Genomic DNA, 20,949 nt, shown 5'->3' with positions numbered 1-20,949 from the left:
ATTGGACAGCTAGCCCATTCTACCGAATAACTAGCGAAATTTCTTGATTTTTTTGAGCATTTAAAATGAAGCAGTATTTAGCACTTTGCCAACGCATTGTCGAACAGGGCAAATGGGTCGAAAATGAACGTACCGGCAAACGGTGTCTAACCGTGATTAACGCCGATTTAACCTATGATGTTGCCAATGGCGAATTTCCGTTAGTTACCACTCGCAAGAGCTTTTGGAAAGCCGCCATCGCCGAATTACTCGGCTATATCCGTGGTTACGATAACGCCGCCGATTTTCGCCGGCTCGGTACAAAATCGTGGGACGCCAATGCGAATGAAAATGCCGCGTGGCGAGCCAATCCTTACCGCAAAGGTGAAGATGATATGGGGCTGGTATATGGTGCAGTCGGACGCAATTTTCCGAAAGCTGACGGCACGGGTACTATCGATTTACTGCGTCAAATTGTCGATGATCTCAAACGTGGTGTGGACAATCGAGGCGAAATTTACACCTTTTACCACCCCGGTGCGTTTCATATGGGTTGCCTCCGCCCGTGCCTGCACAGCCACCATTTTTCGCTGCTTGACGGCGTGCTTTACCTGAACAGCACCCAGCGTTCTGCGGACGTTCCGCTTGGGCTAAATTGGAATATGATCCAGTGCTACACTTTCTTGGCATTGATGTCGCAAATTACCGGCCATCAAGCGGGACAGGCTTTCCATAAAATCGTCAATGCGCATATTTACGAGGATCAGCTCGCACTAATGCGCGATGTACAACTGAAACGAACCCCATTCCACGCCCCAAAATTGATCATCAATCCGGAGATTAAGTCCCTGGACGATCTCGAAACGTGGGTCAGCCTAGATGATTTTCAGGTGGAGGATTACCAATACCACCCAAGTATCCAATACCCGTTTTCCGTCTAATCACAACAAGCGGTCGGTTTTGACCGCTTTTTTTGCAATGGGGAACTTTCGCCGAGAAATTTAAGCAATGCTTTCACAGCACGGCGGATATTTTATACAAGATACTCGTCTCCACTATTCACACAACTTATTTCAAGCCACCATAGTGCAAAAAACAAGTCGAAACTGCCCGCTTGTATTATCAATTTAGATTTTTTCCAATTTCGCTACTTTGGCGATTAACCACTTGATCCCTTGTTGAACGAAAGCAATTTGCAAGCGGGTCTGTTCGCCGCCGCCTTCGACATTGATGATCGTGCCTTGCCCAAATTTTTCGTGGCGGACTTTTTGCCCCATTTGCCATTCGGCTTTATTTTCTACACCACTGTCAGTATTCGGTCTTACTCGAGAGTTGGCAAAATTCGCCGGTCGGTTGATATTCCCCCGCAGGCGGACTTCTCGGATATGTTCCTCCGGCAGCTCGGCGATAAAGCGTGAAGGCAGATGGCGTTCTTCTTTGCCATATAGCCGGCGATTTTCAGCATAGCTGATCGTTAATTTTCGTTTAGCACGGGTAATGCCGACATAAGCAAGACGGCGTTCTTCCTGTAAACGCCCTTCATCGTGGCTCATTCCGCTTGGGAAAATGCCTTCTTCGACGCCGACCATAAACACACGAGGAAACTCCAAGCCTTTAGCAGAGTGGAGCGTCATCATTTCCACATAGTCTTGGTTTGGCGCGGCTTGGGTTTCGCCCGCTTCCAACGACGCGTGGGTAAGGAACGCTGTCAGATCGCTCATTTCATCGGCTTCGTCCGGTTTGACAAATTGGCGGGTGGCGGTTACCAGCTCTTCCAAGTTTTCAATCCGCACTTCGCCTTTGTCCCCTTTTTCCTGCTGATACATTTCATATAAGCCCGATTTTTTGATCACAAAATCCGTCTGCTCAAACAGAGGCATTTGCTCGGTTTCTTGCTCAAGGGCGTTAATCAGCTCCACAAACCGTAACAATGCTGCGGCTGCCCTGCCGGATAAATGCTCCTCTTGGATTGCCACTTGAATTGCTTGCCAAAGCGTGAGCTGACGGCTGCGCGTGATCTGACGCAACGCATCGAGGGTACGGTCGCCGATACTACGGGGCGGCGTATTCACAATGCGTTCAAAGGCGGCATCGTCTTGACGGTTAGCAATCAGGCGCAAATAGGCAAGCGCATCTTTAATCTCTTGGCGCTCAAAGAAGCGCATTCCGCCGTAAATACGGTAAGGAATATTCGCTTGAATAAAGGCTTCCTCAATCACACGGGATTGGCTGTTGCTACGGTACAAAACGGCACATTCATTTAGCTCGCCTTCGTCTTCTGTCCAGCGTTTAATTTGCGAGGCAACAAAGCGGGCTTCGTCTAACTCATTAAATGCACAGTAAATTTCCACAGGATCTCCATCACCGCTGTCTGTCCACAAATTTTTACCGAGGCGGCTGTTATTATTGGCAATCAAGGCGTTTGCCGAGTTGAGAATATGACCGGTAGAGCGATAGTTCTGCTCGAGGCGGATCGTCTGTACTTGAGCATAATTGTCCAAAAAGCGTTGGATATTCTCGACTTGCGCCCCCCGCCAGCCGTAAATCGACTGATCATCATCGCCGACAATCATCACCTTACCGCTGTCGCCGGCAAGCAGGCGAATTAACTTATATTGAATATGGTTGGTATCCTGAAACTCATCAATCAAAATATGCTGAAAACGTTGCTGATAACGTTTTAAAATCAATGGGTTAAATTTAAAAAGCTCATAAGATCTGATCAGCAACTCGGCAAAATCCAGCAAGCCGGCACGATCGCACGCCTCTTGGTAAATTTGGTAGATTTGCACCAACACTTTACCGTGTTCATCATCTTGAGACAAAATATCCTTCGCCCGTAAGCCCTGATCTTTTTGTGCATTGATAAACCACGCCACTTGCTTCGGCGGATAGTGTTTTTCATCAATATTGTGTAGCTTCATCAAACGTTTTATCAGGCGTTGCTGATCTTCCGTATCCATAATCTGAAAATCTTGGGGCAACTGCGCATCAAGATAGTGGGCTCGCAACAAGCGGTTCGCTACACTATGAAATGTGCCGACCCACATTCCGAACAGGCGGTGATCGCTGGATTGGGAAAGGGTGTATTCAATCCGATGACGCATCTCTGCGGCGGCTTTATTGGTAAAAGTTACCGCCAAAATATTGGATTCCGGCACGTTCTCCACCCCAATCAGCCACGCAATGCGGTGGGTCAGCACACGGGTTTTGCCGCTGCCCGCACCTGCAAGGACTAAATAATTGCCGATCGGAGCGGCAACCGCCTCTCGCTGTTTATCGTTCAGCCCGTCCAATAATAAAGAGAAATCCGTCATATCGCCTCTTAATGTGCTTTTATACAGTAAATTTTGGCTATTATAGCCCAGTCGTTCATCATTTGGAAAAGGCTTTTAGATAAAAGTGAGAATAAAAGTTCTCGCTTGTGTTTTTACTAAGGAAAATTTAGTATATCAATTATAAATAAAGAATGACGGAAAACGACTTCGTACCTGATTTTAAAAAGTATTATGTTAGATATTGTGTTATATGAGCCAGAAATTCCGCAAAATAGCGGGAATATTATCCGATTATGTGCAAACTGCGGTTTTCGGCTCCATCTTATTGAACCCCTCGGCTTTGCGTGGGATGACAAAAAGCTACGCCGTTCCGGTTTGGATTATCACGAGTTTGTCGATATCCAAAAATACCGCAATTTTGATGATTTCTTAGCAAAAGCCAAACCTAAACGCCTGTTTGCCTTAACCACCAAAGGTGAACCCAACCACAGCGATGCCCGTTATGAATTGGGCGATTTTTTGATGTTTGGCCCCGAAAGCCGTGGCATTCCCCAAACAATTTTAGATAGCTTGCCAATGGCACAGAAAATTCGGATTCCAATGTGTAAAGACAACCGCAGTATGAATTTATCCAATGCGGTAGCCGTGGTTGTATATGAAGCGTGGAGACAATTCGGCTATCCAAACGCTGTGCCCAAACAGCCGATTTAATCGAAAATGCCCCTGATATCAGGGGCGTTATATTATTGAACGGAGAATTTAATCGGCACAGTAAATGTACGAGGGAAATTTGGCGGTGGCGGGCTACTCATTCGGGTCGTTTGCGTCGCTCTTACCGCTGCATTGTCTAAATTACTGTTGCCGGAAGAATTAACCACGCTCACTTGGCTAATTTCACCTGCCGATGAAAAGTGAAAGCTCACCGTAACAATCCCGCCTTTACGCATCATTCTTTCACGCTGCGGATACATATTATTCGCCCGCTGTTGCAATGTCCGTTTTAATAATGCTTTATAAGCGTTAATCTCATCACTGCCTGCGACACTCTTTTGCACACCGGCGGCAGCTTGTCCCGTTGTAGTGGCATTGGCAACACCAGCCTGTGTCTTCGTACTCGGCGTTGCATTCGGCACGGCTTTTGCCACAATACCCTGCTTGCTCTCTTTGCCCTTTTCAAGTGCTTTAACCGGCTTCTCGGTTTTCTCCTGTTTAGGTTTCTTTTCTTGAACCTGTACTTTCTTCGGTGTATCCGGTTTTGGCTTCACCTTTGGTTTTTCGGGCGGTTTAGGCTTAGGTTTTTCAATCGGTTTTGGCTTAATCGGTTGCGGTTCGGGTACGGTTGATTCAGGTTCTGGGTGATGTTGAGGCTCAGGTTGTTCAACTTCTTCAGGCTCGGATTCCGGCTCAATCTCTGCGGCAACCGCAACTTGAGGCTGCTCAAGGCTGGCAGCCAACATTTCCATTGAAATACTAGATACTTCGTCCCGTGCGATTTTAGGCTCGGAGTGTGCGGCAATCGCCCATATACCACCGAAAGCGATGGTATGGATAAGTATAGAGAGGGCAAGACCGATTCGAGAATGTGTTTTCATAGCACTACTTTGCGTCTTTTTTGGTAACAATCGCGACATTCTTAATGCCATTTGCCGCCAATAAATCGGTGAGCTCGACAAATTTTTCAAATGCGACCGCCGCATCAACTTTGAGGGTAACTTTTTGATTTTTATCCCATCCTGCAATTTCAAGGCTTAAAACCTCTTTGCTGATTGGTCGATCATTGTAGAAATAGTCGTTATTTTCCGTAATCGTCAATAACTTCGCCAATTCATCTGCCTTCATCGCTTGGGTTGTGCTGGCTTTCGGGATATTCACTTGGATTTTACCTTGCGAGATAAACGAAGCGGTAACCAGCACAATCGCCAATAGCACCAACATAATGTCGATAAAGGGAATAATATTAATTTCGTCAAATTTTTTCACTCTGCACCCCGTGATATTGCAAATTTGTATCGAAAACCGACCGCTTGTTACTGCACACGAGAGGCATTTGCCTGCCATTTGAGTTTGTTTTCTTCCACTTTGCGTCCAAAGCCGTTGTAGAACATCATTGCCGGAATGGCGACCAAAATCCCGACCGCCGTTGCTTTGAGCGCTAAGGATAAATGCACCATAATCGAGGCGGCATCAATTTCACCACCGGAATGCCCCAATTCGTAGAATGTTAATAAAATCCCAATGACAGTACCAAGCAATCCGATATAAGGAGCATTAGAACCGATGGTGGAAATCGTGGTTAAATTGTGGGTGAGATCGATTTCCAATTCTTCCAATGTTTGATAATGTTCAATCTTGATCTTCTTATAGAACAAAATCCGTTCGATCACCTTCGCAAATAAGACAATGCTCATCAGCGCCAATAATCCCAAAATAATGTAATCAATGTAGGCTTGTAAGAATTGAAAAAGTTGATCCATAAACTGCTTGTCCCTGAAAGAATAAAAAGCGTACCGATTGTACGCATTTGATAATAGTTCGTATTATATCCTCTTGGGGCAAAAATTCAATCTGTCTAATAGGTTTACAATTTTTTGTTTAATGCTATATTCGCCGATTTAACATTGAAATAGGCAATGCTATGCAAGACACTTTTACGGAGATCACCCCACAGCAAGCGTGGGAGATGATGCAAAACGAAGATGCCGTGCTGGTGGATATTCGTGATGCGGTACGGTTTAGTTATAGCCGCCCGCAAGGCGCATTTCACCTCACCAACCAAAGTTACGGCACGTTCTTAGATGAATATGATTATGACGAGCCGATTATCGTCAGTTGCTACCACGGGGTGAGCAGCCGCAATACCGCCCAATTTCTAGTCGAGCAAGGCTTTGAGCGGGTGTATAGCGTTAAAGGCGGTTTTGAAGGTTGGGTCAGAGCCGCATTACCGATTGAACAAGGCTATTAAAAGGAGAGAAAAATGTGGCAAGACATATTGCTGAGTTATGGGATCTTTTTACTGGAATTACTGACGGTATTCGGTGTCATCGCCTTTATCGTAATGATGATATTGGAGGCAAGAAAGCAGCCGGATAACGGCACAATTCAGATGACCGACTTAACCGAAAAGTACGAAGAACAGCAAAAAGCATTAAACGGTTTCTTTTTAAGCGAGCAAGAGCTCAAACAGCAAGCGAAACAGGAAAAGAAAATACAGAAAGAAAAAGCGAAAGCCGAAAAGAAACGCTTAAAAGAAAACGGCGAACAGACGGAACAGGATAAAGCCCGCCTGTTTGTGTTGGATTTTCAAGGTGATATTCACGCCAGCGGTGTAAACGGATTACGCAAAGAGATTGATGCGGTGCTTGCGCTTGCCAATCCCGAAAAAGATGAAATCTTACTGAAATTGGAAAGTCCCGGCGGTGTGGTACACGGCTACGGTTTAGCGGCGTCTCAACTACAAAGGTTAAAAAATGCCAAGTTACGTCTCCATATTGCCGTTGATAAGGTTGCTGCTAGCGGTGGTTATATGATGGCGTGCGTGGCGGATAAAATTACGGCAGCCCCTTTCGCTGTGATCGGATCAGTGGGCGTGGTTGCGCAAGTACCGAATATTCACCGCCTACTGAAAAAGCATGATATTGATGTCGATGTAATGACCGCCGGCGAATACAAACGCACAGTTACCTTGGTCGGTGAAAATACCGAGAAAGGCAAACAAAAATTTCAGCAAGAATTGGACGAAACGCACCGCTTGTTCAAACAATTTGTAGCAAAACACCGCCCGCAATTAGAGATGGATAAAATTGCCACCGGCGAACATTGGTTCGGGCAGCAAGCTCTTGAGCTGCAATTGATTGACGATATTGCTACCAGCGATGATTTAATTCTTACCGCCGTCAAAGATAAACAGGTTATCGAGCTAAAATATCAGCAAAAGAAAAAATTATCACAACGCGTTGGCGAGCAAATGGAAAGCAGCCTAGAAAACTTGGTGGCAAAACTGCTACACAAAACCCGCAGCACAATGCTGTAATATGATGAAAGTACAAAAAAGTTGAAAAATTTTGTCTTTATATCAAAATTGTCTAATAAATAGACTTCCCAAACGCATAAAAAATGCGTATTATATGCACCCTTAAATCAGAAAATTTTTATCGAAATTTTTTGGCAAGGGAAAGAAAAGTACGGTTTTTACCGTACTTTCTTATTTGGAAATCATTTTGATCGGCGTTAGCTTTCACCAATGGATAAAACGATGCGGATAGGACAATATGAAATCAAAAATCGTATTTTCCTCGCACCGATGGCAGGGATAACCGACCAACCGTTTAGACGGCTGTGTAGTCAATTAGGTGCAGGTTTAACCTTCTCGGAAATGATGTCCACTAACCCTGATGTATGGCATACCGAAAAATCGAAACTGCGTCTTGCGCATCATCGAGAAATCGGCATCAATGCTGTACAAATAGCGGGATCGGATCCCACCGAAATGGCAAAAGCGGCGCAAATTAATGTTGAGTACGGCGCTCAAATGATTGATATCAATATGGGGTGCCCGGCAAAAAAGGTAAACAAAAAAATGGCTGGATCAGCCCTTTTGCGTGAACCCGATTTAGTCGCTCAAATATTAGAGGCAGTTGTCAATGCCGTAGATGTCCCCGTGACACTAAAAATAAGAACCGGTTGGGATACCGAAAACCGAAACTGCCTTGAGATCGCACAGATTGCTGAACAAGCTGGTATTAGCGCCCTCACCATTCACGGACGCACACGAAGTTGTCTCTTTGAAGGCGAAGCGGAATATGACAGCATCAAAGCGGTAAAGCAGACAGTTTCGATTCCCATTATTGCAAATGGCGATATCACCTCCGCCGAAAAAGCAAAACAAGTGCTTGATTACACACAAGCCGATGCGGTAATGATCGGCAGGGGCAGTTTAGGTCGTCCTTGGCTATTTTCGGAAATAGGACGTTTTTTAGAGAAAGGAGATCTCGGTTCGGCATTATCATTGGATAATAAATGCCAACTGATGTTAAAGCATATCCAAGACCTTCACCAATTCTACGGTGAACAAAAAGGTTATCGGATAGCTCGAAAACACGTTGGTTGGTATCTCGAACAGCTAAAACCCAATGCAAATTTTAGACGTACTTTTAATGCATTAGATTCAACCAAAGAACAGCTCATTGCATTAGAAGATTTTGTGAAATCGATTCATCAAGAATCTTAACGAAAGTTGGATAGAGAACAATGTTAGAACAACCATCTACACAAAACCCATTAACAGTATCAATGCTTAACGCTCAAGCACAACAAGTTAATAAACCATTGCGTGAAAACGTAAAACAAGCGGTAAGAAATTATTTGGCGCAATTAAATGGCGAAGATCCAACAGAATTATACGAATTAGTATTATCTGAAATCGAATACCCAATGCTTGATATGGTAATGCAATACACCCGTGGCAACCAAACTCGTGCTGCGACAATGTTAGGCATCAACCGCGGCACACTCCGCAAAAAATTAAAAAAATACGGTATGGGCTAATTGATAATAAAATAGCACAACTACAATAAAAAAGCGCTTTCTAAAAAGGCGCTTTTATTGACTAAAATTCATATAAACTTAAATAATATTTCCATAAGTCATTGCAAGATTTACGAGCTCATTTTATCCACTCCAGTAATAACGAAGAATATGAAAAAAAATCGGTGCTGAAAAGCATATTGAATCCATTCTATCAAGTATACCTCCGTGTCCACTAACCATTTTGCCCCAATCTTTTACACCATAATCTCGTTTAATAGCGGACATCACCAATCCTCCCAAAAAGCCTATAATACAAATAATAAACCCAACTAATCCAGCCTGCCAGTAGCTAAACGGCGTAATCGGTGACATCAAGATAGCAATAAAGGTAGCTGAAATAACTCCGCCTACAGTACCAGAAATAGTTTTAGTTGGTGAAAGGCCCGGCATAATTTTTGTACCACCTATTAACTTACCCCAAATATATTGTAATACATCGCTTGCTTGTACAGTAGTAAGCATAAAAATTACTAATAAAATATTATTTTCAGACTGAAATCCTTCTAAATTCAGAAAAAGTAAAGCGGGAACATGAGAAATACAGAAAATACAAATCATAGCAATCCATTGAATCTTAGCAGTACGAGCCAAAAATTGCTCAGTATTGCCACTTAGGCTACCTACAATTGGTAAGAGTAAAAAACCGCACACAGGAATAAAGATAGAGAACATTCCATACCATTGTACTAATACAAAATAGTATTGTATGGGTAACAGTAAGTAAAGACAGACAACCATACTATGGTCGTAGCATTTTTGGTAAATCACTGTCATAAATTCACGTAGAGCAACAAAGGAGATGAAAGAAAATAAAATCGTTACACCTATACGACCACACACAAAGGCAATATACAGTACACTTACCATTACCCACCATGCATTGATCCGTAAAACTAAATTAGCAATAGTACTATTCTCTTCACCATATTTGTTCTTAAGTAATTTCCCAACGACACTTGCACCAACCAATAATAAAAGCACCACGAAAAAAATTAAATTGATTTGAGACCACATTACTCAATATCCTCAAAAGGATTAGGATTTAATACTAGCAACACACATAGTTCGCTTAAGAAAGGCTTAGAGACACCTTTTCAAGCCCGAATAAATATAGATAGTAAAGGACACAAACAGTTATCCTAGATGCTTTAATAAAAATGAAGGAGCTGTAGTAGATTAGCCCCAAATAATTTTTCCTGTAATTGTTCATTATTCACAAACTCTCCTTGCTTGAAAAGCTTGGCTTGCTCTTTCAATCTGATGCAAAACATAATCCGATAGCATTATTTTTTGACGAGCATTTTTCATAAGAAAAATAGCTTCATTTAATTCTTCCACTTTTCTAGTAGCAAGTAACCATGTCAGTACTACTGCTACACTACGCCCATATCCTAAAGCACAAGCAACCAAAACACGATCGTTTTCACGTTGCAACCGGTCTAATTTTTCCGCTGCTTTACAGAGTTCATCAACACTGGGAGGTACTAAATCTAACATAAGAGCTTGCTCATATATTTTAGGTGCTGTAATAGGCAATTCACCACAACAATCTAGCACTGCATCAAATTCGCAAGATGCTAAAATACTCCCCACTGAAACACCTCCAAAAACAAGAGAGCTTTTCTGCTTTCCATATAACCAATAGACGATATTAAGTCCTGCTCCAATGAGATAAGGCAATAGCAACAAGTATGATGCAGAGGTCAATTTACCATCTGGCTTTTTCTGGAAAATTAATACACCACGCCAATAGGCAAATGCCACCAATCCGAGCGATAAACTGCCCCATAAACTCCATAGCCACACGCCACCCCAAAATGCTAATAGGGCAAAAATTACCATACCTATACTATAAAAACCAATCAAACGGCGATGATAAGCAACTAAATTTTGCGACTGCTTTACAAAAATCGGGCTAATACCATTTTCTGGTAATAACCACATCACCAAAAAACCAACTAATGCTCCTGTGGGTAAGTCTAAAAAATGATGTTGGTAAGTCGTGAGAATAGAAAAAGCAATCACCCCTAACCATAAGCAAAGCAGCAACCTGTATTTAGGCAATAATCGCCAATAAAATCCTCCCACTACAATCGTCAAAATAATATGTAATGAAGGAGCTTGATTATAAGGTTGATCAAAACTTTCTAGAGATTGGAATAAAAAACCGAAAACACCACCGGTTTCTGGTCTTATCCAAGTGTTCTGTAATGGAAAAAACAAAAATCCAAGAATAGCAATACTCTGACCTAGCAATAAACGTGCGGCATAATTATGCAATTGAGCACGGGATTGACACAGGAAAAACGGAAAAATATAGAGCAAATTAAGTGACCAATATGGTATAATCGTCCAAGCTAAAAATGGAATATCCCACTCCCAATCAAAGACTATTTCAGGAACATCTTCACGAAGAGATGTTAAAAAATTGGTCAATCCATAACTGAAATAGAATACTCCACTACTCCACAATAAGTAGCCCAATCGAGTTCGAGCATCTATCATTTCACTTTTTAATCGCAAGGCTAACGGTGAAGATACCATCTTCGTCAATCCATTGATGTATTTTACGGAAACCCGCTTTCTCTACTAATTGATCTATCTCTTGCTGGCTACGGCGGCGCATAACCCAATTTGGCTTTCCTTCTTTATGGCTTGTTAAACAACGAGCAATCAATTCTAATTGAGGATGCCACGGTTGACCTGTATAAATCAAATAACCACCTTGCTCAATCGTAGAACCCAAACCATTAAGAGAGCACATAATTAAATCGTTATCAGTAAACAACTCGTATAAGCCTGACACAATACCCAAAGTAGGACGTGGGTTTAGATCTTCATAATACGTAGATTCAAAAGCATTTATTTCATTAAAAGTAACTGTTCCTGGCAAACCTCTCTCTTTAATCAAAGTAAGTCCAACCATAACATTAACAGGGCTGTAATCTCGTAATCGTAACGAGTCTGGCCAATTTTCGGCAGTCAATGCATCTAACACATAACGTCCATGCCCAGAAGCAATATCCAAGATATGAATGGCTTTGTCCACTTCACGCAATTTACAGATAGCCAATCTAATAGCTTTAGCAATATTCTCTTTACGCTGGCGAATACCACGCCAACCAATCGCATTTAAATAATGCTTATCCACAAGACGCCCAAATGCATTTGTACCTTGAGGTTGATTTCGGTAAACGTAATCCAACATACTACCTGAATCATAACCCATTACTTGCCCAATACGCAGTCCTTCACTCCAACGAGCTCCCAGTTTCATCAAAGCTCGATAACTTGCCCAAAAGAGTCCTTCTAGTGAATAAGGTGGTAATGGAGTAGAAAGTTTATCCGCTTCAAGACGACTTGTGCCGAATATATGTGCACAGGTACGATCTACAATCTGTAAAGGTTCATCAAAACGTTCCCGAATAAAACGCTTCATTGGTTCAAATACCAAATAATTATTCTCTTCCCCAAAAGTATCATGCAAAAAACCATCTAATATATGCCGCTCTTTTATGTAGCTGCCAAGATGATTATAGAAATCATGCTGCGGTTTGTTATCTACCACCCAATCATCCCCTGAAATAAAGAGCTGAATTGGCGTAGTAATCGCTTGTGCATCTAAAACAACTCTCTCCGCTGTTTTGTATAAACCAAGCAACATTCGGACGGAAATAGCCCGGGTAATCAACGGGTCACGGTTAAAACTTTCTTGACTCTCTTGATTGTGGGTGAGATATTTCGCTTTCACATAGCTATTAACAAAAAAATTACCACGCAACTTTGACCACAAAGTCAAGCCTATACGTGCAAATGGTACATACAGCTTAACCTTAAATGCAGGCGCTGCCAAAATAGCACAACGAATTTTAGGAGCATAATCATGCAACCAAGTTGAAACTAACGCAGCACTAATGCTTTGAGCAATAACACAAATATTTTCAGGAACAATATGATAGATTTGCTCAATATGTTGAAAAAATGATTGAATATCAGAAACTGCGGTACCAAAACTTGGACTATCACCACGTTTACCCGGACTTTTACCATGCCCACGAGCATCCCATGCAAAATAAGCAAAATCATCAAAACCAATTTCATCTGCTACAAACATTATTCGCCCAGAATGCTCGTGTCCTCGGTGGAATAATATAATCGCCTTATTATTGCTACCACCTTTTTTAGCGGGGCGATAGCGATAGAATAACTCTGTATTATCTGCTGTTTTAAAAAATTTTTCTTGTTCAATCATCAACATTTTCCTTAGAAATACTCAACCCTTGCTTCACACGATTATAGGCAGTCAAAATAAGTACTATATTTGCAACCCAAAATAAGCTGCTAAAATAGAGTTGTAACTCACCGAAATATGCATATGCTACCCCTAGTACAGCAACTCCAAACGCCCTATCACTTTTGCCAAGAGGTCCATCATAACGGCGCCCATTGCCGTGAATTTGCCCTAATACACCGCAAAATTCAACTATAACTGATAATAAAACAAACCCAAATACTGATTCAGGAGAAAAAGGCGAGACAAAAACAAAAGGCAAATAAAGAGCTATATCTGCTACTACATCAGAAATTTCATTCAAATATCCACCTAGCGCAGATTGTTGATAAAATTCCCGAGCCAACATACCATCTATTGCATTTAATGCCATACGTAAAAACAGCCACAGAGGTAATAGATAAAATAGATAGGGAACAGTAGAAAAGTATGAAAGAACTATACCAAATAAAATTGATACACCACAGGTAAATAAAGTAACTTGATTAGCAGTAATCCCCCTTTTTTCAAGATACCCTACCAATGGCCGTAATAACTTTTGAAAACCAGGTTTGAGCCGATAAATACTCATTAATTACCTTTCGCCTTTAGAATGACTTTATCAAAATATATCTGATGCATATTAAAAAAGCAAATATTCTCTCTGAAAGAGCTTATCAAGCGAATAGATACCTGCAAACATTTAGGAAAGGCACTATGCTAAAAGCTATAATAAAGAAAAAATTGATAGATAATTAAATAACATCTGAAAAAGCAAGTATAGTTTAAATACAACTTATAATTTTTATCTACAAGTATAGAAAGTTTATCCATTTTATAACGACAAAAATAGGTTGTAAAATCAACTTTACACCTATATTTCCAAAATTGCTAAAGCCAAGCCCACCCCCTCAAAAAACCGTTCGAGATCGTGTTGATTATTGTAGTGAGCGAGGGAAAGGCGGAGTGTGCCGGTTTGGTTGAGGTAGCGTAAGTAGGGCTTGGCACAATGCTCGCCGCTGCGTAGGGCAATTCGCTGCTCGGTCAGAATAGCGGCAAGGTCGGCGTGGTGCTGATTTTGCACGGTAAAGCTCAAGGTCGGGCGGGTACCTTGCCCGATAATTTGCACGTTCGGATAAGCATCTAACCGCTTGTAGAGGGTGGCAGCCAACTTATAAAGCCCTTGATTGAGCATTGCAAAATCCCATTCATTCAGCCATTCCAACACACTGGCAAAGCCGATAATACCAGCGATATTCGGCGTGCCGGCTTCAAGGCGATAGGGGAGACCCGCCAAAATTAACCGTTCTGCATTCACCTCTTGTAGCATTTTGCCGCCGAAAACCAGCGGGCGTAATTGTGCCAAACGTTGCATTTTGCCAATCAATACGCCGACACCGGTCGGGCCGTACATTTTATGGGCGGAAAAGGCGTAAAAATCGGCATCTAATGCTTGCACGTCAATCGCTTCGCTACACACCGCTTGGGCAATATCCAATACGATGATCGCTTCGCTGTGTCGGCGGATAATCGGTATAAGCCGTTCAACCGGTTGGCGAACGCCGCTCACGTTAGACACCAAGTTCAATGCCACAATTTTGGTACGAGCCGACAACGCATTTTGGAGTATATCATCGTCAATTTGATAGGCTGAATTGAGCGGTAACACTACCAATTTTGCCCCTGTTTGTTGGGCAAGTTGTTGCCACGGCACAAAATTAGCGTGATGCTCCGCCACGGAAATCAAAATCTCATCGCCCGCTTGAAGCCGGGCAGCCAAGCCATTTGCCACGATATTCAGTGCGTGTGTCGTGCCGCTTGTCCAGATGACCGCCTCTCTCGCTTCGGCATTAAAACGTTGGGCAACCAAATCCCGTGCCAATTCATAGCGTTCGCTTTGGGCGAGATCGTACTGACTTCGATGCACCGAGCCGGCGGAGCGATAAAATTCGGCGGTCGCCTCTCCTAAAATAGCCGGTTTTAAGGTTGTAGCGGCGGAATCCAGATAAATCCACTCGGGCTGTTGTTGAAAAAAAGGGAATTGTTGACGAAATTGTGCGTTCATTTGCGATTTGCCTGCCGATAAAGTTTGTTACAGGGAATACCGTCATTGTTGCCGTCCAATTCTTTCCAACCACATTGTTGAAAATAACGCAAGGCTTCATTGTAATCTGCCATTTGGCGACAACTGCGTTTCACATTGCAGTTTAGCGTCGCAGCAAGCGGGGCGTTTGGGCGGGAATGTTGCAAAATTGGGGCGTGATCCGAGCGCTTGTTCGCCCGCCAATCCGCCGGATTGATCGGGTTTGCCGCTTGCCATAGTCCAATTCGGCATTGGCGGGCAAGACTTTCGGCTTGTTGATAGTTCGGTTGGGTTTGGCGATACGCCCACGCCATTCCCTGTTCGACCAACATCAGATTGAGATTTTCGCCCCGCTCATTGTAGATCACGCCGAGCAAACGTTGATATTTGTCGTAACCGCTCACAGCAACACGCACCTGTTTTTTAAACGCCAAGGCGGATAAGGCTTGTTTGGCTCGCTGACCAAACGGCTGGGTGCTTTCCGGCGCATCAATATATTGTAAACGGATTTTGAGCGGTTTGCGATCTTTTAAGCAAGTGAGCGTATCTCCATCACTGATACCGACCACTTGACATTCCAAATGACGCAGCTCGGCGCTGCTCCCTGCGGAAAACAGACCTAATCCTAAGCTCATTATCAATATACGCCATCGTTGCAACATTTTCTCCCCCAGTACAAATCATCATCGGGCATTTAAACGGAACGGCAAATAATAAATTGATTGTTGTTTTTAATCAAATTTTATGCCTAAAATTGTATTCTTTACAAAACAAAAACAATTAGGAACCAATATGACACAACAATCGACTTGGCAAAGTAAATTTGCCGCTATGGGCCCCGGTATTTTAATGGCTTCGGCAGCCGTAGGCGGCTCGCATATCATCGCTTCAACCCAAGCCGGCGCGATTTACGGCTGGCAGCTTGCGTTAATCATTATTTTAGCCAACCTGTTCAAATACCCGTTTTTCCGCTTCGGTGCACAATATACCCTCGCCTCAAATAAAACCTTATTGGAAGGCTATAAAGAAAAAGGCACGCTCTACCTGTTTGTGTTTTTTGTCTTAAATGTGTTTGCCACAATGATCAATACCGCCGGTGTCGGTATTGTAACAGCCGCTATTTTGAGCTTTATTTTGCCGAAATCGTGGGCGCTTACCATTCCACAGCTCAGTACGATTGTTATCAGCGTTACTTGGGGGATTTTGTTACTCGGCAAATATCGCTTCTTAGACCGTTTGTCGAAATGGATTATGACGGCATTAACCGTTTCAACGGTCAGTGCGGTCGTCATCGCCAGCTTTAAAGGCAGTGTGATGTTGCCCGATTTTGTCGAACCCTCTCCGTGGGAACTCGCCTCACTCGGCTTTATCGTGGCGTTAATGGGCTGGATGCCTGCGCCGATTGAAATTTCCGCTATCAATTCAATGTGGGTGGTCGCCAAACAGCGTTTCCACAAAATCAGCTATCAAGACGGCTTATTCGATTTTAATGTCGGCTATATCGGCACCGCCATTTTAGCCATCGTCTTTTTGGCATTAGGGGCAATTATTCAATATGGTTCAGGCGAAATCGTGGAAAAAGCAGGGGTGAAATATATCGCCCAACTGATCCGTATGTACGCCTATGCGATTGGCGATTGGTCAAGCCTGTTAATCGCATTCATAGCATTTATGTGTATGTTCGGCACGACCATTACCGTGATTGACGGCTACTCCCGTGCCAATGCCGAAGCCTTGCGGGTGTTACTCAACAAAAAAGAGAGCTCCCAAGCCCAATTAAGCCTTTGGATGACCTTTGCCGCCGTCGCCGGCTTAGTGATTATTCTTGTCTTTATGAGCGATGTCGCCAAAATGCTTAACTTTGCGATGATCTGCTCGTTTATCTCTACCCCGATTTTCGCTTACTTGAATTTATCGTTGGTACTCAAAGGGGAGCATCGGGTCAAAGGCGGTTTATTTTGGCTATCTATTATCGGCTTAATTTATTTAACCGGTTTTACCCTGTTATTTATCGCTTATAACTTTGGCTTTCTAAGTTAGCCGAAATACAAGCGGTCGTTTACGCACAAAAATCTGCAATCGATGCTTTTCTGCTTGTGAAAAAAATTTTTGTGCGTATAATACGCCCGTTCAGTCATATTCACTTTTTAATCCTTGCTTCCACAGGTTGATGACTGGCTAAAGTTGGAGGCTGTTAAACCCGTAAGGATAGTCAATGCGTCACTACGAAATCGTTTTTATGGTTCATCCGGACCAAAGCGAACAAGTACCTGGTATGATCGAGCGTTATACCGCTTCTATTAAAGAAGCAGGCGGTCAAGTTCATCGCTTAGAAGATTGGGGTCGTCGTCAATTAGCATACCCAATCAACAAACTTCACAAAGCACACTATGTGTTAATGAATGTAGAAGCGCCTCAAAGCGTAATCGACGAGCTAGAAACTAACTTCCGTTATAACGATGCGGTTCTTCGTAACTTAATCGTTCACACTAAAAGTGCAGTAACAGAAGCATCACCAATGGTTAAAGCGAAGGAAGAGCGTAAAGCCCCTGAAGCAGTTGCTGAAGTTGAAGCCGAGGATGCAGGCGAGTAATTCGCCGATTGATAACTGTTTAATCCTATCCGGCACTGTTGCCACAAGGGTTAAACAAAGCCGAAGCCCGCTAGGTATCCCACACTACAGTTTTTATTTGGAACATCGTTCCAACCAAGTAGAAGTGAATTTACAACGCCAAGCGTGGTGCAAAATCAAAGTGATTTTGAGCGGTAATCAATTTAGTACAATAGCCCAACAAATTATGGTCGGTGTTCGAGTGAAAATTCAAGGTTTTATCCACACTCACAAAGACTACAACGGTTTAAACCAGTTAGTATTACACACCGAACAGATTGAATTTATAGATTAGGAGAAGCCAAAATGGCACGTTATTTCCGTCGTCGTAAGTTCTGCCGTTTCACTGCGGAAAATGTTGTTGAAATCGATTACAAAGATATCGCTACATTAAAGAACTACATTTCTGAAAGCGGCAAAATTGTTCCAAGCCGCATCACTGGTACTCGTGCGAAGTATCAACGTCAATTAGCTCGTGCAATCAAACGTGCACGCTATCTTGCGTTACTTCCATACACTGACAACCATCAGTAATTTAAGGAGAGTACAATGCAAGTTATTTTATTAGACAAAGTTGCTCAACTTGGTACAGTAGGCGACCAAGTAAACGTTAAAGCAGGTTTTGCCCGTAACTACTTAATCCCGCAAGGTAAAGCGGTAATGGCAACTGCAGCAAATATTGCACATTTTGAAGCTCGTCGTGCAGAATTAGAAGCGAAAGCCGCAGAAGCATTAAGCGCAGCACAAGCTCGTGCCGCAGCAATTGCAAACTTAGGCGCTATCGCTATTACCTCTAAAGCAGGTGATGATGGTCGTTTATTCGGTTCTGTCGGTGCGCGTGATATCGCCGAAGCTATTTCTGCTGCCGGCGTTGCTATCACAAAAGCGGAAGTACGTCTTGCCGAAGGTGCGTTACGCACAACTGGCGAACACGAAGTGAAATTACACTTACACGCTGAAGTGAACACAACGGTAACAGTCAATATCGTTTCAGAATAAGCCGATAAAAAACCCAACCGAAAGGTTGGGTTTTTTATTTAAGCTCTACTTGAAATTATGCCGCCTTTTTTCTCAAAATCGCATAGATTTCGTCTTTTAAATGGAGCTTCTCTTTTTTCAAGACTTCAACTTCCGTATGGGTCGCCAGCTCAATATTCGATTCCATATTTTTAATCCGCTGATCCAGCTCGTTATGTTTATCAAACAGCCGTGCAAAGTGGGCATCTTCCGTTTTTAATTGACTGATTAAATCACGGTATTCAGGGAACATATAAAACTCCTTTGGTTATTATTTATTATGGTTGGAATAATAACACTTTCATTTTGACTGCCGACAACTAAATATTAAAAATTTGAAGCAGATCACAAAAAATTCAGGTAAAATCCCGATGTGAACAAATTATGTTTAACGTTATAATAGTTGCGATTTTTTACTTACTAGGATCAAGAATGCGTTATCTTTCCGTCTGTCTGACACTGCTTTTGCTTGCTACCAATACGGTATTTGCCAACTGGCAGAAAATCAGTGAGGCCGATTATGTTTGGGGGCCGTTTAAAATCTATAATCTCTCGCTGTTTACGGAAACAGGTGAATATCAGCTCGGCACTCGCCCGCTAATGCTCACACTAAAATATGCAAAACCGGTGGACGGACGGGATTTTGCGATCTCCCTTGCCCGCTCGTGGTCTAATCTTGGCATTACGTTGGAAAATCAAGATGAGGTTGTCGATCGCCTCCGCAAAATTCTGCCTAATATTAAGAAAAACGACCAATTAAGCTACATTGCATTGAGCGATAAAGGTTATTTTGTGCTTAACGATACGGTCATACCGGAAGAATTTAACCAAGCCTTCAACGATGCTGTCGTCTCTGTTTGGCTCGATCCACGGGTGGAGATCGGGCGAAAGTTGCTAGAAAGCCAAAAAAATGTTGAAACGATAGTGGTGCAGATGCCGAAGCCGGAAGCAGTCATTCCGAGTGAAGCCACTGATGATGCAGAAACAGCCTCCGAGCAAGCGGTGAGTTCCGAGCCAAATAATGCAAATACGTCAGCTCCCGAAGCACCAGCGCCTCAAAACGATAAAAAACCTGACGCTTCACCCACTAATGCAGATCAAGAGATAGAGATTTCACCCCCCGCCGATCCGATCCCTACGTGGCAAAACCCAACCAGCTAACGAATGAAATATACTATCAAAGATATTGCACAACTTTGCCAAGTCGGTAAATCGACGGTGTCCCGTGTGCTAAACGATGATCCGAATGTCAATCCCGCCACACGAGAACGCATTCAAGCCGTAATCAAATCGCTGAATTTTCAGCCGAACCGCAGTGCTAGAGCAATACGGGGCAGCCGAGAGCCTGTGGTAGGCATTATTGTTACCCGTTTGAACTCGGCAGCGGAATCCCAAACATTGAGTGCCATTTTGCCGGCACTTTACCATCAACAAATCACCCCGATTATTGTTGAAAGCCAATTTCAGCCAGAACTTGTCAGCCGGCACTTTAAATTATTCCGAGAACGCCAAGTGAATGGAGTGATTTTATTTGGCTTTTCCCAGCTCTCTCACGCCGTTCTCAATGAATGGCAGTACCATTTGGTTACGGTGGCACGTCCCTACCCGAATATTTCCGCCGTGTTTTATGATGACGCACACGCCGTCAAGCTGCTAATGCAACGTTTTTATCAACAGGGGCATCGAGAAATTGCTTACCTCGGTGTGAATAATGACGATGAAACCACCGGCAAATTGCGTAACCAAAGTTATTTGCAATTTTGTGAGCAGCACCATCTTTCACCGAATTTGGTGAAAACACCGCTTGGAGCGGACAACGCTTACCGCAATGCACCGCAACTGTTTCGGCAGCCCGTTTCCGCTATTGTATGCGCCAGCAGCAGTTTGACGATCGGCTGCCTTAAATATTTGCAAGAAACACAACAAAACCGACCACTTGCAACGATTGGTCGCAACGAATTGTTGGATTATCTGATCCCCGATTTGATCAGCCTTGATTTTGGCTATCAGCAAGCGGGCAAATGGGCGGTCGAATTATTGTTGAAACAATTACAGGGCGATGCCGAGATTGAGCAACGCAAAGTCTCGCTCGCCCTTTTAGATTGATCATACTCAGGAGAAGCAA

At 43.1% G+C, this 20,949-nt stretch carries 23 protein-coding genes and 1 pseudogene; 13 read left to right on the top strand and 11 right to left on the bottom strand.

Annotated features, from left to right (window positions below; translation table 11 throughout):
* Window positions 1–65: 65 nt before the first annotated feature.
* Window positions 66–920 carry a thymidylate synthase gene (locus RO21_RS02920; protein WP_047976306.1) on the top strand — a complete coding sequence of 285 codons (855 nt, stop codon included), beginning with the start codon at window positions 66–68 and terminating at the stop codon, window positions 918–920.
* A 186-nt stretch (window positions 921–1,106) separates the two neighbouring features.
* Here the strand turns inward: RO21_RS02920 and uvrD are convergent, their stop codons facing one another.
* A complete protein-coding gene (uvrD, locus tag RO21_RS02915; protein ID WP_047976305.1) occupies window positions 1,107–3,296 on the bottom strand; it encodes a DNA helicase II in 2,190 nt (729 codons plus the stop codon).
* A 192-nt stretch (window positions 3,297–3,488) separates the two neighbouring features.
* Here uvrD and trmL point away from each other — a divergent pair, with 192 nt between their 5' ends.
* Entirely contained in the window at window positions 3,489–3,968 is a 480-nt protein-coding gene (gene trmL, locus RO21_RS02910; protein ID WP_047976304.1) for a tRNA (uridine(34)/cytosine(34)/5-carboxymethylaminomethyluridine(34)-2'-O)-methyltransferase TrmL, read from the top strand.
* A gap of 32 nt (window positions 3,969–4,000) precedes the next feature.
* Here trmL and RO21_RS02905 read toward each other — a convergent pair whose 3' ends face one another.
* From RO21_RS02905 to exbB, 3 genes are read right to left on the bottom strand one after another with little or no spacing between them, the layout of a single operon-like run.
* Window positions 4,001–4,849, bottom strand: coding sequence for an energy transducer TonB family protein (locus RO21_RS02905; protein ID WP_047976303.1), 849 nt, complete (start codon window positions 4,847–4,849; stop codon window positions 4,001–4,003).
* A 4-nt stretch (window positions 4,850–4,853) separates the two neighbouring features.
* Window positions 4,854–5,237: a TonB system transport protein ExbD gene (gene exbD, locus RO21_RS02900; RefSeq protein WP_047976302.1), complete on the bottom strand. Its 384-nt coding sequence runs from the start codon at window positions 5,235–5,237 to the stop codon at window positions 4,854–4,856.
* 47 nt (window positions 5,238–5,284) lie between these two features.
* Window positions 5,285–5,731, bottom strand: coding sequence for a TonB-system energizer ExbB (gene exbB / locus RO21_RS02895; RefSeq protein WP_047976301.1), 447 nt, complete (start codon window positions 5,729–5,731; stop codon window positions 5,285–5,287).
* 161 nt (window positions 5,732–5,892) lie between these two features.
* Between exbB and glpE the strand changes: the two genes are divergently transcribed.
* The 4 genes from glpE (at window position 5,893) to fis (ending at window position 8,801) form a co-directional block, all read left to right on the top strand.
* The gene (gene glpE, locus RO21_RS02890) at window positions 5,893–6,219 is read left to right on the top strand and encodes a thiosulfate sulfurtransferase GlpE (RefSeq protein WP_047976300.1); all 327 of its coding nucleotides are present in this window, start codon (window positions 5,893–5,895) and stop codon (window positions 6,217–6,219) included.
* A 12-nt stretch (window positions 6,220–6,231) separates the two neighbouring features.
* A complete protein-coding gene (gene sohB / locus RO21_RS02885) occupies window positions 6,232–7,287 on the top strand; it encodes a protease SohB (protein ID WP_047976299.1) in 1,056 nt (351 codons plus the stop codon).
* Between the two features lie 222 nt (window positions 7,288–7,509).
* Complete coding sequence (gene dusB / locus RO21_RS02880) at window positions 7,510–8,484, top strand: tRNA dihydrouridine synthase DusB (RefSeq protein ID WP_047976298.1); 975 nt, start codon at window positions 7,510–7,512, stop codon at window positions 8,482–8,484.
* Window positions 8,485–8,504: 20 nt separating this feature from the next.
* Complete coding sequence (gene fis, locus RO21_RS02875; protein WP_047976297.1) at window positions 8,505–8,801, top strand: DNA-binding transcriptional regulator Fis; 297 nt, start codon at window positions 8,505–8,507, stop codon at window positions 8,799–8,801.
* 123 nt (window positions 8,802–8,924) lie between these two features.
* Here the strand turns inward: fis and RO21_RS02870 are convergent, their stop codons facing one another.
* The 6 genes from RO21_RS02870 to RO21_RS02845 all read right to left on the bottom strand — a co-directional run bounded on the left by RO21_RS02870 (window position 8,925) and on the right by RO21_RS02845 (window position 15,858).
* Window positions 8,925–9,857: a phosphatidate cytidylyltransferase gene (locus RO21_RS02870; RefSeq protein WP_047976296.1), complete on the bottom strand. Its 933-nt coding sequence runs from the start codon at window positions 9,855–9,857 to the stop codon at window positions 8,925–8,927.
* 195 nt (window positions 9,858–10,052) lie between these two features.
* On the bottom strand, window positions 10,053–11,387 hold the full coding sequence (locus RO21_RS02865) for a phosphatase PAP2/dual specificity phosphatase family protein (protein WP_241482359.1): 1,335 nt from the start codon (window positions 11,385–11,387) through the stop codon (window positions 10,053–10,055).
* Entirely contained in the window at window positions 11,350–13,095 is a 1,746-nt protein-coding gene (locus RO21_RS02860; protein ID WP_047976294.1) for a bifunctional alpha/beta hydrolase/class I SAM-dependent methyltransferase, read from the bottom strand. The genes RO21_RS02865 and RO21_RS02860 overlap by 38 nt, the downstream gene beginning before the upstream one ends.
* Window positions 13,088–13,705, bottom strand: a complete 618-nt coding sequence (locus RO21_RS02855) for a CDP-alcohol phosphatidyltransferase family protein (protein ID WP_047976293.1) — start codon at window positions 13,703–13,705, stop codon at window positions 13,088–13,090. The genes RO21_RS02860 and RO21_RS02855 overlap by 8 nt, the downstream gene beginning before the upstream one ends.
* A 282-nt stretch (window positions 13,706–13,987) precedes the next feature.
* The gene (locus RO21_RS02850) at window positions 13,988–15,178 is read right to left on the bottom strand and encodes an aminotransferase class V-fold PLP-dependent enzyme (RefSeq protein WP_047976292.1); all 1,191 of its coding nucleotides are present in this window, start codon (window positions 15,176–15,178) and stop codon (window positions 13,988–13,990) included.
* Entirely contained in the window at window positions 15,175–15,858 is a 684-nt protein-coding gene (locus RO21_RS02845; RefSeq protein ID WP_053067699.1) for a thermonuclease family protein, read from the bottom strand. Before RO21_RS02845 ends, RO21_RS02850 begins: the two co-directional genes overlap by 4 nt.
* A 130-nt stretch (window positions 15,859–15,988) precedes the next feature.
* Here RO21_RS02845 and RO21_RS02840 point away from each other — a divergent pair, with 130 nt between their 5' ends.
* The 5 genes and pseudogenes from RO21_RS02840 (at window position 15,989) to rplI (ending at window position 18,806) form a co-directional block, all read left to right on the top strand.
* Window positions 15,989–17,236, top strand: coding sequence for an NRAMP family divalent metal transporter (locus RO21_RS02840; protein WP_047976290.1), 1,248 nt, complete (start codon window positions 15,989–15,991; stop codon window positions 17,234–17,236).
* A gap of 175 nt (window positions 17,237–17,411) precedes the next feature.
* The gene (gene rpsF, locus RO21_RS02835; RefSeq protein ID WP_047976289.1) at window positions 17,412–17,789 is read left to right on the top strand and encodes a 30S ribosomal protein S6; all 378 of its coding nucleotides are present in this window, start codon (window positions 17,412–17,414) and stop codon (window positions 17,787–17,789) included.
* Window positions 17,776–18,139 (top strand): annotated as a pseudogene (priB, locus tag RO21_RS02830) (primosomal replication protein N). The gene rpsF and the pseudogene priB overlap by 14 nt, the downstream one beginning before the upstream one ends.
* Complete coding sequence (gene rpsR, locus RO21_RS02825) at window positions 18,114–18,341, top strand: 30S ribosomal protein S18 (RefSeq protein ID WP_005598105.1); 228 nt, start codon at window positions 18,114–18,116, stop codon at window positions 18,339–18,341. The pseudogene priB and the gene rpsR overlap by 26 nt, the downstream one beginning before the upstream one ends.
* Window positions 18,342–18,356: 15 nt before the next feature.
* Complete coding sequence (gene rplI, locus RO21_RS02820) at window positions 18,357–18,806, top strand: 50S ribosomal protein L9 (RefSeq protein WP_047976287.1); 450 nt, start codon at window positions 18,357–18,359, stop codon at window positions 18,804–18,806.
* A gap of 55 nt (window positions 18,807–18,861) precedes the next feature.
* On the opposite strand, the gene RO21_RS02815 is transcribed toward rplI, so the two are convergent.
* The gene (locus RO21_RS02815) at window positions 18,862–19,077 is read right to left on the bottom strand and encodes an HP1242/YdcH family protein (protein WP_047976286.1); all 216 of its coding nucleotides are present in this window, start codon (window positions 19,075–19,077) and stop codon (window positions 18,862–18,864) included.
* A gap of 179 nt (window positions 19,078–19,256) precedes the next feature.
* Between RO21_RS02815 and RO21_RS02810 the strand changes: the two genes are divergently transcribed.
* Window positions 19,257–19,985, top strand: a complete 729-nt coding sequence (locus RO21_RS02810) for a hypothetical protein (protein ID WP_047976285.1) — start codon at window positions 19,257–19,259, stop codon at window positions 19,983–19,985.
* Window positions 19,986–19,988: 3 nt separating this feature from the next.
* Window positions 19,989–20,930 carry a LacI family DNA-binding transcriptional regulator gene (locus RO21_RS02805; RefSeq protein ID WP_047976284.1) on the top strand — a complete coding sequence of 314 codons (942 nt, stop codon included), beginning with the start codon at window positions 19,989–19,991 and terminating at the stop codon, window positions 20,928–20,930.
* The last annotated feature ends 19 nt before the right edge of the window (window positions 20,931–20,949 follow it).

Source organism: Muribacter muris, from assembly GCF_001038205.1.
GTDB lineage: Bacteria > Pseudomonadota > Gammaproteobacteria > Enterobacterales > Pasteurellaceae > Muribacter > Muribacter muris.
Note: the sequence above shows the minus strand (reverse complement) of the source record. Positions and strands in the feature narration are given on the sequence as shown.